We start from the raw sequence: 12081 nt of genomic DNA, 5'->3' as shown, positions 1-12081 counted from the left end.
TCCTTACTGTCCAAGCTCATCAATCTGTTCTAAAAGCTGCTGCCTTTTTTCATAAAACATCAGTTCATCATTATTTTTAAAATACTCCTCGCATCCACATTTTGAAATGAACTGTGAGCAATAATATCGAACCGTAAGCTCGCTTACTACAATCAGCATCTCATGGTCGCGTCCGTATACCTTTTCCACAAATGCAAAAAGATGTGTAAGATTGTCTTTTATCCTATTAATCTTTATCTTGTGCTCTTCGACCTCTTGATCATAAGATGACTTGATATATGCAAATGCTTCTTTATTGTTAGAAACCCTTCTCGCTTTCAGCTCAGCTTGCATCTTCTCTAAAAATTGCACCGTATATAGTCCGGCATATTCTGCTTCCTTCGATAACGAACCGGCTCTTTTCCCGATTGACAATTTCTTATCTTCTTCTTTTATATAATTGCCAAGTATTTCCGTATAAGAAGTAAATTCTGTAGACAAATTGGCCTTAATAAACTTCAAGATACGCAGATTCTCTAAGATGGCTGCGTCTTTTATCATGAACTCCTTCATGGACTGATCAACGGTATCAAGAAGCAATCCTAAAAGCGACAGTCTCTCATCCAAAGCAGCCCTGGCAGCTCTTGTTCGAATGTCCTCTCCTTCGCATCCTGCCAGAATATCCTGTATCTGATAATCACTTTGATACTTCCGATATAAGTCATAATATATGGAAAACTCTTTTGCAATCTGTGGATTTTGAATATATTGCTCCATCAATTTTAAGTCAATGTCAATCGCATTTTCCTCATAAAGCTTCATCATCTCTGATAAATCTTCCCAGCCTCGCGCGGTCACAAATTCTTTTTTCTCCGCCGTTACTTCTACCACATAAAAAAACTGCTTTTTGATTTCCAAAAAAGACATAATTGCCCCATGGATGCCCTTTTTATAAGCATATTCTTTCCAGGCATCAAAGTCAGGTTCTACATCAATTCTTTTTAATCGATCCCATGTTACAATATCATATTCTCGAACCGAACGATTATATTCAGGCGGATTGCCGGCCGTTACGACAATCCATCCCTGTGGCAAATGATGTGTCCCAAACGTCTTATACTGAAGAAACTGCAACATAGAGGGCGCAAGCGTCTCTGACACACAGTTTATTTCGTCCAAAAACAAAATGCCTTCTTCGTAACCCGTCTCTTTCTTTAGTTTATAAACAGAGGCTAGAATTTCACTCATCGTATACTCCGAGATTCGATATTCCTGCCCTTCATATTCTTCTTTCTTTATAAATGGCAATCCCAGAGCACTCTGCCTTGTATGATGGGTCATCGAATAAGACACCAGCCCCAGGTTCATCTCCTGTGCAATTTGTTCCATAACCGCGGTCTTTCCAATTCCCGGTGCTCCAATCAAAAATACTGGTCTTTGCCGTTCTATGGGAATCTTATATTGTCCAAATTCATCCTTTGTTATATATGCTAAAATGGCATTCTTAATCTGTTCTTTTGCTTCTTTAATGTTCATATTTTGATCCTTCCCGTATTTCTTGCGGCGTAAGCACCACTTTCATAGCCCAAACCGGCACCTTAGGTGCTTGTGCCGTATCATCGACAAATACAAATGCCGTATCATAACGCGGCTTTGTCTTGGGATAAACACCTTTCCCATCTGTAAAATATATCATTCCTTTGAGATTCGTAAGTTCTCCTGTTGCAATCAGCTCATCCACATAGGCAAAAACCGGTCTAAAATCTGTCCCACCAAATCCTTGTAGCAAAAGCCCCTCTATGTAATGTTCAAATTCTTCATCCGATGTAATCTTATCATCCCGCTGTATTTTGGCATCACACTGAATAATATGTATATTCACTTTGCGATGAAAATTTGATTGCTGTGATAAGATATTATAAGTCTTTGTAACAAAGCGCTTTACCAGTTCCCCCTCTACCGAACCGGAGGTGTCAATTGCAATGACAAACTCTGTAATCTTCTTGTTTTCACTATACTCTAGGGGTTCAATCAGCGGTACATCTTCATAAAGTTCCATTCCGTAGGTATAAAAGATATAATCAAATTCCTCCTGGCTGACCTTCATCTCCTCCACCATCACGGCAAACTTTTTTAAAAACTGTTCATAATCATAATGTTCTTTGTGAACCTCATTCATATTTCGGACAAGATTGTCTGACCGGTCACTCCATTCTTTCGAGACCGTTTCCATATCTACCTTCACCCGCTCACTGATTTGCTGCCAATCCTCAAAAAGTTCTTCTCGGCTCTGCTCCTTAGATTGCGTTTTTTCCTGCTGTGAGTTTTGGGACTTTGAACCATACCACGACTCATGCGAATCAAACTCAAACAGCATTCTTAATCTCTCATATTCTTCTAGTGCCAATCCTTTTGTTACGAATTGGCGATACAAACGCCCAGCCGTCAATGTTCCATAACGCTCTTTTAAAGACTCCAGCTTGCCTCGTATTTCCTCTTCTCCATCCACTTCCAATTGAGACAAAGAAAGTTCACTGATAATTCCTTCTACCGCAATATCACAAGCAAGATTCCACAAATCCGGCTTAGTATCTTCTTTCACAAACGGATGATAGAAAATACAATGCAAAACCATATGTAGAAAAAGATGATTACATCTGCTGCTACTTTCTTTATAAACCCGAAATACTTCCTGCGGTTCGTAATACAAATATCTTCCATCCGTGCCGATTCCTTCATACATTCCATGAAGATATTTTAATTTGCCAAGAGCAAGATCCAAGAATCGAAAGGTAAGCATAAGCTCATTTCTTGAATTATTCAAAATCTTAATTGCAAGCTGCTGCGCCTGCACAAGTGTCTTCATGCATCTTTTCTCCTATAATTCGTAATCTGTCTGAATACATCCATATCGGGTATTCTTAAGTTCCATCAGATAGCTTTGCAGTGCCGACTTTTTTTCTTTATTTGCCAAAGCGATCCATTCATCAACATTATGTAGTCCGATTATGCCAAAATCCGCCAGCAGATCCAGACCTTTTAACTCATCATAATCTGCAACCGTCACAACGCTTTGCCAGGCATGCTCCTTTAGGTACTGAAGATATTTCCGTTTCACTGCGTCCTTGATGCCTTCCCCCGTCTTTAGGCGATTCACCGCTACAAGCACTCTGTCCGTTACAAGCTCTAGACTCTCAAACAAAGCATCATAGCGTTCTTCATCAAATCTATGTCCATCTTCACATATCTTGATACATAAGATATATTCCTCTCGAACCTCGGAAACGATGTAGTCCATCCCTCTAGTTGTCTTTGGAATATACCAGGTCTTATCATTCATATTGACCAGCACTAGTTTCTTACAACCATCAAATGCATGCTTCCCTATCATTTCCACGCATGTTGGTATTGTTATTTTGCGAAGATTGCTTTTTACAAATGCGCCATCCATGATTTCTTTTATTCCCTCCGGTATCACTACCTCCATTTCATCTCCAAAGTAAACTGCTATCGCATAGGTTCCATCCTCTCTTACGCGCAACAAAAAATCATCTTTCGCTTTATAGAACGGATTATCCATTGCCACTAAGATTTGTTTCAGCATTCTTCTTTTTTTCAAAAAGACACTCCCCGTCAAAAATGCTTCTGTTTCCACTTCTTCGACGTTAGACGGCAAGAAAAATGTCTCAATTGCAGTCCCTTTAAATGCATACTCCCCAATGTTCTTTAAAGACTGTGGCAAGATAACCTGTGTCAAATTGTAACAGTTTTTAAATGCTTCTTTTGCAATCTTGGCTGTCCCGTCCAAAATGCTATATGTCGCTTTCTCATACCCGCTTGTCCTTCTGTATTTTTGTGCATAACAAAACAAAAGTACCTTTTCTTGCGTTCTTTCTTCATACAAGGCACTATCATCTGTGCAATACACGTTATTCCCTTCTTCTACGACAATCTCTTCAAGCGTAGAAGCATTTGCCAGCAACAATTCCAAAGCCACCTGTGTAACTAAGCTTCCAATTTCGATTCTTGAAATCGGCGAATCTTCAAATGCCGCGTGATCACAGCTACTCAAACAATTCGGAAGCTTTAATTCTCTAAGCATATAACATTCTGTAAATGTATTAGCCGGCAGATTTGTTATGTTTTCCGAGAACTCAACCCTTTGCAAATGAGCGCATTCCCGAAATGCGCGCCGACAAAGACTCCTAATACTCGGCGGCATCACCACCTGCTCAAGTTCATCCGCCCCCCAAAAAGCACTTTCCATAATGCCAATCACCGGATGTCCATCAAGCATGGAAGGAATCACTATATTCTTTTCCCTTCCGCTATATCCTGTTATCAACGCCTTATTTTCCGAATCAATACTATACTTATACACTCTTAATACCTCTATCTTTCACAGGCTTTATTATACCTTACCATGAAAAAAAGGAGAAGATGTCATCCCCACATCTTCTCCCATTATAACTTATATTTTTCATCTCGAAACGCCTATCGTCTTTTGCTGATACGCCTTGTTCTATAGTATTGTTCTTTATCCTGGTACATAATCCTTTCCGAAGCCTTAATCAAATCTTCAATCTGATCGCTCGAACCATACGCCCATCCAATTGATGCGATTCCATCATGTTGCACAACATCTGCCTTTAATCGTCTCACATCGTCATCGAACTTACGCTTAACCGTAGATAAGGAAAAAATCACAAATTCATCTCCCGATATTCGAAAGATTCCCTGCGCCTCAAATCGCTCTTTCAACACTTCGGCAAAACTACAAATCAACCGATCTCCTGCCTCGTGTCCATAGTTATCATTGGCATACTTTAGACCATTAATGTCACAAAAAATAACTCCTACTTCAAGTTCTGAATCCATTGCTTTTAGGAACTTCTCATAACTTCTTCTATTATAAAGACCTGTCAAGGTATCCATTGCCGATACCTCCGTAAGAATTTCTTCTCGCATCTTGATTTCAGTTATAATATTGTCCTGCATAAAGACATGAACCATCATAACAGACAGCGATATTCCTACATAAGTAACATCAAACCCTAATATAAAATGCTCCACAAACAAGGCCAAAAAGGGCCATATCATATAAGAACATAACACCATACAGCTCTTTTTCCCGATTGCCTTATTGTGATATATTAGTGTTCCCAAAATAATCACAACACAGACAATAGGAAATACCAGAAACAGTCCCTGCCACGAACCATATACTACTTTATGATCTTGCACGAAAAAAAGCTTTCCTGCAAAGGATGCAACAATCTCAAATACCACATCCGCAATGCACAGTCCCAATATCACCAGATCGAAATTTAAAAACAAATGTCCCTTCTCTGTAATAATCGCTGAAGCATATCTTGCAAATATCCAAATTAATACATTAAGCAAAAGAAACGCGACCAAAGTAAAGCCAAATATGATTCCATCCGGAACGCTTTTTCCTTCCAAAGCATAACTAATCGCATCTGTAAGTAGTGAAACAATTGTCCAGATTGCCATATGCTGAAAATAACTTGTTCTTTTCTTAGAACTAGATTCACCTCTCCCCAAATAGCTGCCCATCAATATAATTACCAAGAACAAAGCACTAACAACCTCTGCCGTTATAATAATGGTTGTCATATTATCCCCCTTTTTTATGCTGTTCATTTATTATACGTTATTATATAGCAATATTATACCTACGACAATATTATTTAACAATTTCCATTATACACATAAATAAGTCTCTCTTTTGCTATTTCTGTCAGTTTATAAATAGTTTCCACTAACGTTGGCGGCGTAGTTTCTTTATGCCTTGGAAAATACCTTGAAATATGATAGGGAATTTCATTTCCTGACGGAAGAGTCGATATCCATTTTGTCATTTCCCGCATTTCAGTTTCCGAATCGTTTTTTCCGGGCACAATTAAAGTTGTTAATTCTACATGACATTGTGTTACCGCTCGTTCTATAAATTTCATTGTCTGCGCAAGATTACCGCCAACATATTCATAATATTCTTTGCGAAATCCTTTTAAGTCAATATTCATAGCGTCAATGTAAGGAAGTAATTCTTCTAATACTTCGCACGTTGCGGTTCCATTTGTCACCAGCACCGTTTTCAGATTCTCTTCTTTGAGTAATTTAGCACAATCTCTTACATATTCATACCATACCAGTGGTTCATTATACGTAAAAGCGACTCCTATATTTCCATGAACCGTTTGCTCTTTGGCAATCTCTAAAAGCATCTTAGGCGAAAGAGATTTGGTTTTCACTGCCTTTGGTTCTTTCATTTTGGCAAATGAAATCTCATAATTTTGGCAAAAAGGGCATGCCAGATTACAGCCATAACTTCCCACCGAAACAATCCGGCTTCCCGGATAAAATCTGTTTAATGGTTTTTTCTCAATTGGATCTAGCGCAAGCGCAGTAATCTTGCCATAATTATCTGCAATAACCTGTCCTTCTTTACATCTTCTTGCATGACAAAAGCCGACCTGCCCTTCTCTTAATCTGCAATGTCGAAAGCATACCGGGCAAACAGCTATCGTCTTATGATTTAACCTATCCATCTTCTTCCCCTAATGATGTCTAACAACTTCAAAACGTTGTAATTGTACATTACGCTCTAACTCACCAATACCTGCCTTTTGTTTTGCAATTGCAATCTGTTGCTGCACCGTTTTTACGCCTTCAAGGTCCGGAAGCAAAAGCCCCCGTTTTAACCCCTTTGTCACGATTACCCCATATTTTTTGACATCCAGCTCATCCGGTGAGGAAATATCCTGCGCTTCGCCCAATACATCTACCGAGTACTCAAGATCCAAAAGCTCATCCTCACGTATCGGAGAAAACCGCGGATCTTTTGTGGAAGCGCTGATTGCATTTTGTATAATTTCTTCCGCAACTGAATCCGTTGTCGGCGCAATAGTTCCTATGCAACCTCTAAGCTGCCCCGCACTATGAATCGAAACAAACACCCCGGCTCGTTGCTCATACATCCTAGAGGGAAGTCCACTCGGAACCGTAATCCTTTTTTCTCCTGCTATATAATTTTCAACTGTTCTTCTTGCCAACGATACATACTCATCTTCTGTCTGCATCTTTTGTTGCACCCTCTCCCTTCGGTGTTTGTCATATTGCTCTAAAAAATTGCGCGTATCATCTGCCTTTTTGACTCGATACGTACAGATGCCATATCCAACACCGGTAACATCTTCGTGAGAATAACGTATCGTCTCCACCAACATTTTGTCAAAAGCTCCTCCCATAATAACAAAGGAGCGATGTCCGCACTCTGCAGCCTTTTCTAATAATTTCGAATCAAATTCCAGTAGACTTCGAAAATCCGCCTTTCCCATAACCTCCATGATTTTCTGATCATAGACCGGTCCTGACGGATCAAACCCATAAGGCCCCGACGCTTTTAACTTATGAGACAAATCCCCACTCGCTACAATTGCAACTCTTCTATCAAGCTCCTGCGCCGCCTGCCTAATCAGCATTCCCATTCGATAATGTTCATATAACGAAATACCGGAAATTCCCATTCGAACCAGCCGAAATTGTGCATATACCTTTCGGATAAAATAAAGCGGCACCATCGTTCCATGATCAAGGCTTTTATCTCGTTCCCCCTCATATCCTGCCGGAATCAAAGCATCCTCTGCCAGTTCGCAAAGACGATTAGACAAATCCGCATCATATTCTACCTGCATGCTGACATCCGGTGCCCCAAACTGTGCAAGGTTCCCACTCGCTTGATATCCCGGCGAGATATGCAGATAATCCGAATACATAATCGTATGCGGCGAAATCAAAACAATCGTCTCAGGCTCTAGTTCCCTTATAAAATCTGCTGCCTTCTTATAAGCCTGTGTTGTCTTTTCAATAATCTGTTCCTTTCCGCCTCCAACTTCCGGTACAATCAGTGGTGGATGCGGCACCATAATACCACCCAATACAGCCATCGTAACCCCTCCATATTACCTTCTAATCTACAGATTTAATCAGTTTAAAGATTTCTTCTTGAATACGGTGATTGATTTCCTTCGCAGCCTTAGCATTATCCGCCTTTGAATAAAAATAAAATTTAATCTTTGGCTCTGTTCCACTTGGACGAATTGCAAACCAGGATTCATTTTCCAAAAATACCCGAATGGCATTATGTGGTTCTAGGTCCTCATATCCTTTTTGGTAATCAATCACTTTTGTCACCTTTATGCCACAAACCTTACTTGGGGTGTTTTCCCTAAACCAGGCCATCATTCTTCCGATTCTCTCGGCTCCTGCAATTCCTTCCAAAACAATGTTCGGCTCATCTTCTGCATAATATCCATAGCGCTCATAAATCTCCATCAGCACGTCCCACAAGGTCTTATTATGCTTGCGATAATAAGCTGCTGCTTCTGCAATCAGCATCCCTGCCGAAATTCCATCCTTATCCCTGATTTCTTCGCAGGCTGCATATCCTACAGATTCTTCATAGCCAAAAAGATAGGTATATCCCATCTTATGAAGCATTGAAATCTTTCCGCAGATATTCTTAAATCCGGTCAGAGTCTCGAACATCTCCACCCCGTAATCTTGTGCCATAACGGTTGAAAGCGTTGACGTGACAATTGACTTTACCATTGCACCTTTCACCGGCAGTGTTCCTGCGCTTTTATGCCCTTCTAGGATATAATTCACAAGAAGATAACCGGTCTGATTTCCATTAAGTGGTATGTACTGCCCATCGTGATTTCGAATTTCTATCGCAAATCTGTCTGCATCCGGATCGGTTGCCATAATCACTTCCGCTCCAAACTGCTTCGCATATTTCTCACTTAGTGCAAATGCTTTTGCATCCTCAGGATTGGGATATCCCACCGTTGTGAAGTCCGGATCGGGCATCTCCTGCTCAGGAACAATCTTATAATTCACAAATCCCCGATCATCAAGCATCCGGCGAAACAATACAGATCCACAACCATTGAGCGGTGTATATACCAGCGGGATGGTAAGATCCAGCTCTTCTTTCTCATGAATAGCAAGCGATTCTATCTTCTTAAGATATTCTTCATCATATTCCTCTCCCAAAACAATAATCTTACCTTCTCTTATTCCTTGTGCATAATCACAATGCTTCACCCCATGAAACAGATCCACCTTATTGATATAACCGGTCATTTCATCGGCGATTTTGGAAGGTACCTGGCAACCGTCTTCCCAATATACCTTGTATCCGTTGTATTCCTTTGGATTGTGCGATGCCGTAATATTAATTCCAGCAATTGCCTCTAATCTTGTTACCATATATGCAAGCTCCGGTGTTGGCCGAAGCGACGTAAATGTGTATGCCACAATATCATTAGCTGCCAGTATGCCAGCCACAAGTTCACTGAATTCTCTTGAAAAATGCCGCGGGTCATGTGCGATTACAACGCCTCGTTTTCTCGCTTCTTCTCCATGTGCTCCAATATATTGTGCAATTCCTTGCGTGGCACGTCCCACAGTATATACATTCATACGATTGGTTCCAGCTCCGACTTTTCCCCGAAGACCGGCCGTCCCAAAAGAAAGCTCCTTATAAAAACGCTCTTTTTTTTCTTTTTCATCCTCCCAAATCCTGATCAGTTCTTCTTTCAGCGGATCATCTGCCTTCAATTGTTTCATCCATTCTATATATTGTTCTTGATATACCATTTTATGTTCTCCTTTTTCTAAAGATCTTCTCTCGCATTATCAAGCGATGGCATTGAACTTCGAATCTCTCTCATCCTGTCTGTATCATATTCCGCATAAATAATACTTTCCTCATCTGTTGCCTCGGCAAGTTTATCTCCCCATGGATCTATTATCATAGAATGTCCATATGCTCTAAACTCCGGCTTTTGACCAATTTGATCGGCAGCTGCAATATAACAGGTTGTTTCAATTGCTCTTGCCCGCAACAAAATCTCCCAATGTGCCTTCCCTGTATCATAGGTAAAATTAGCCGGCAGGCAGATTATTTGTGCACCCTGTTTTGCCATTTTATAAAATAATTGCGGGAACCGAAGGTCATAACAGATTGCCATTCCAATCCTGGCAAAATCGGTATCCACAACCACGATTTCATTGCCCGCGCTTACCGTATCCGATTCTTTTACGCTGGTTTTTCCTTTCATATCCACTTCGAATAAATGTGTTTTTTGATAGGATGCTATCACATTTCCTCTGCGGTCAAATAATACACTTGTATTGTATGGCTTGTCACAATCACTCTTTTGCGCAAAGCTTCCAAGATGCAGATAGATTTCATGCTCGGCAGCACATTTTGCCATGGTTTCAATCAGCTTGCCATCAAGTCCTTGCGCCCTTTTTCGCATTCCTGTTCCTAAATCATCCGCATGTTCCGGAAATAGAATCAAATCGGCACCATTTTGCTTAGCTTCTTTTGTCATGGCACACATTTTACTGATATTTTGTTGTATATCTGCGCCGGAATCTATCTGCGCAACCGCTATTATTGCCTTCATCATAGCCCTCCTTGTATAGCTACAGTATACTCTATTTTGAAAAACAAAAAAATCCCGGAAGCCCAACTTGCTTCCGGAATTTTTTCTTAAGGAGATATATCATTGTCAAGACTCAACTGATTTATACTGTTACGACAAGCTTTCCACCACTTGCAAGATCTGCAGCATAAGCCTCAGCTCCTTTTGCATGAATGGTAACGCCTTCTTTTGCATCAATCTGTGCAGGAGAAATATCATTCATAAATACAACGTCAGAGTCTCCTGTCGCAATCCATTTACTACCTTCATCAATTGTAAGATTTGCATTCTTAATTGCTCCTGTAAGAACAGTGCTATTAAGCTCTACCCACATCTCACGAGTTGTATCTTCATGTACAAGATCACCTGTAACATCCATGTCTGTCATCAATACATTGACTCCATATGGGTCTTCTGCCTTGGTTGCACAAGGGTCATCATTCACAATCGTATGTACGAGAACACCGGATTCAGACATGATATCTACGTCACACATATCCATAATAAAGTTATGACTCTTAATCAAAAATGCTTCCTTCTTTGACTTAATGGTTCCTCCATTTACGGTTATTTCACCTACTTCTTCCGGCCAACCATTTACGCAATGGCTAAGTGCGAAATAGGTTCCACAATTACAATTACAATCGTTAAATGTCATATCGGAATTTCCTGCAATAATAGCTGCCATACGAGCCATGTCAAAATTACAATCATTAAAGAAATCATGACAACCCGGATCGGCATATGCTCCATAACCATCTTTTGTACATACAATATCGCAATCATTTGCTTCAAGATATACAAATCCTTCTGAAGATTCGGTAGACAGCGCTGCCCAACCATCACAGATAATCTTTGAGTTGTAGAAATAACTCAAGGAATTAGACATCGAACAATGCGTACGGGTATTTCCGTCCATCTCTAATGCTCCTGGAGGTGTAGACATCAATGCGGTCGGCTTTTCAATGCCTTCTCCAAATGGAATTCCGTGTGACCAGATTACAGAATCATATACCTTTAATACAGCGCCTTCTTCTGCTGCTGTTGAATAACGTGTTCTTCCAACCGTATCAATGATAGCATTCTTAATGGTAAGCTTAGCATTGTATTTTGCAGATGCTCCACTTGCAGGGCCACCAATTCCTGTTCCATCTCCTTGCAGGGAAATGTATGCACCGTCTACCGTTACATCTGTTCCTGCTCCTTCTGCATAAATCGCGCCTCTATTTCCATCATAGGCTACTACTTTGAGATCTTTTACTTCTTTATCGCTGACTTCTCCGCCATATACAACATCCGGATTTGAAGTCTTCTCATCATACTTACCATCTTTAAAATGAACGGCAGCAACTGCATCCTCTGCCGGAGCGAACCAGTTAATCTTAGGTCCATTTGGATTCAAAATTCCATTTACAGCTTCAATAATTTCTGCCATCGTTGCCAGATTTTTACTTTCACGGCGCTCCGGGTGACTTTTATAAACACCTTTCACTTTAGTTAATTCCATAGTTGATACTCCTTTGTCGCTAAATATTTTATAGTTTCTTTATGCAATTATTATGTCATTAATTTCAGCCGATTT

The 12081-nt window shown here is 40.3% G+C and carries 9 protein-coding genes; all 9 read right to left on the bottom strand.

Annotation, left to right across the window (positions count from 1 at the left end):
* Positions 1-3: 3 nt before the first annotated feature.
* On the bottom strand, positions 4-1515 hold the full coding sequence (locus BLS20_RS08245) for an ATP-binding protein (RefSeq protein ID WP_090173892.1): 1512 nt from the start codon (positions 1513-1515) through the stop codon (positions 4-6).
* Positions 1505-2845, bottom strand: coding sequence for a vWA domain-containing protein (locus BLS20_RS08240; RefSeq protein WP_090173891.1), 1341 nt, complete (start codon positions 2843-2845; stop codon positions 1505-1507). Before BLS20_RS08240 ends, BLS20_RS08245 begins: the two co-directional genes overlap by 11 nt.
* 12 nt (positions 2846-2857) lie before the next feature.
* Positions 2858-4360 (bottom strand): leucine-rich repeat domain-containing protein, encoded by a 1503-nt coding sequence (locus BLS20_RS08235; RefSeq protein ID WP_090173890.1) that lies wholly within the window; start codon positions 4358-4360, stop codon positions 2858-2860.
* A gap of 113 nt (positions 4361-4473) precedes the next feature.
* Positions 4474-5643 (bottom strand): GGDEF domain-containing protein, encoded by a 1170-nt coding sequence (locus BLS20_RS08230; protein ID WP_090173889.1) that lies wholly within the window; start codon positions 5641-5643, stop codon positions 4474-4476.
* Between the two features lie 47 nt (positions 5644-5690).
* Complete coding sequence (gene amrS, locus BLS20_RS08225; protein WP_090173888.1) at positions 5691-6551, bottom strand: AmmeMemoRadiSam system radical SAM enzyme; 861 nt, start codon at positions 6549-6551, stop codon at positions 5691-5693.
* Positions 6552-6560: 9 nt separating this feature from the next.
* A complete protein-coding gene (amrA, locus tag BLS20_RS08220; RefSeq protein ID WP_090173887.1) occupies positions 6561-7949 on the bottom strand; it encodes an AmmeMemoRadiSam system protein A in 1389 nt (462 codons plus the stop codon).
* A 22-nt stretch (positions 7950-7971) separates the two neighbouring features.
* Positions 7972-9666: a phospho-sugar mutase gene (locus BLS20_RS08215; protein WP_090173886.1), complete on the bottom strand. Its 1695-nt coding sequence runs from the start codon at positions 9664-9666 to the stop codon at positions 7972-7974.
* A 17-nt stretch (positions 9667-9683) separates the two neighbouring features.
* Positions 9684-10481, bottom strand: coding sequence for a carbon-nitrogen hydrolase family protein (locus BLS20_RS08210; protein ID WP_176762346.1), 798 nt, complete (start codon positions 10479-10481; stop codon positions 9684-9686).
* A 121-nt stretch (positions 10482-10602) separates the two neighbouring features.
* Positions 10603-12006 carry a hypothetical protein gene (locus BLS20_RS08205; protein WP_090173884.1) on the bottom strand — a complete coding sequence of 468 codons (1404 nt, stop codon included), beginning with the start codon at positions 12004-12006 and terminating at the stop codon, positions 10603-10605.
* Positions 12007-12081 lie beyond the last annotated feature (75 nt).

It is taken from the genome of Eubacterium oxidoreducens (genome assembly GCF_900104415.1).
Lineage (GTDB): Bacteria > Bacillota > Clostridia > Lachnospirales > Lachnospiraceae > Eubacterium_C > Eubacterium_C oxidoreducens.
This window is presented reverse-complemented; position numbering and strand designations above follow the sequence as displayed.

Coding starts and splice junctions, on each gene's coding strand:
- BLS20_RS08245 (WP_090173892.1), bottom strand. CDS start 1,515: ATGAACATTAAAGAAGCAAAAGAACAGATTAAGAATGCCATTTTAGCA.
- BLS20_RS08240 (WP_090173891.1), bottom strand. CDS start 2,845: ATGAAGACACTTGTGCAGGCGCAGCAGCTTGCAATTAAGATTTTGAAT.
- BLS20_RS08230 (WP_090173889.1), bottom strand. CDS start 5,643: ATGAACAGCATAAAAAAGGGGGATAATATGACAACCATTATTATAACG.
- amrS (WP_090173888.1), bottom strand. CDS start 6,551: ATGGATAGGTTAAATCATAAGACGATAGCTGTTTGCCCGGTATGCTTT.
- amrA (WP_090173887.1), bottom strand. CDS start 7,949: ATGGCTGTATTGGGTGGTATTATGGTGCCGCATCCACCACTGATTGTA.
- BLS20_RS08215 (WP_090173886.1), bottom strand. CDS start 9,666: ATGGTATATCAAGAACAATATATAGAATGGATGAAACAATTGAAGGCA.
- BLS20_RS08210 (WP_176762346.1), bottom strand. CDS start 10,481: ATGAAGGCAATAATAGCGGTTGCGCAGATAGATTCCGGCGCAGATATA.
- BLS20_RS08205 (WP_090173884.1), bottom strand. CDS start 12,006: ATGGAATTAACTAAAGTGAAAGGTGTTTATAAAAGTCACCCGGAGCGC.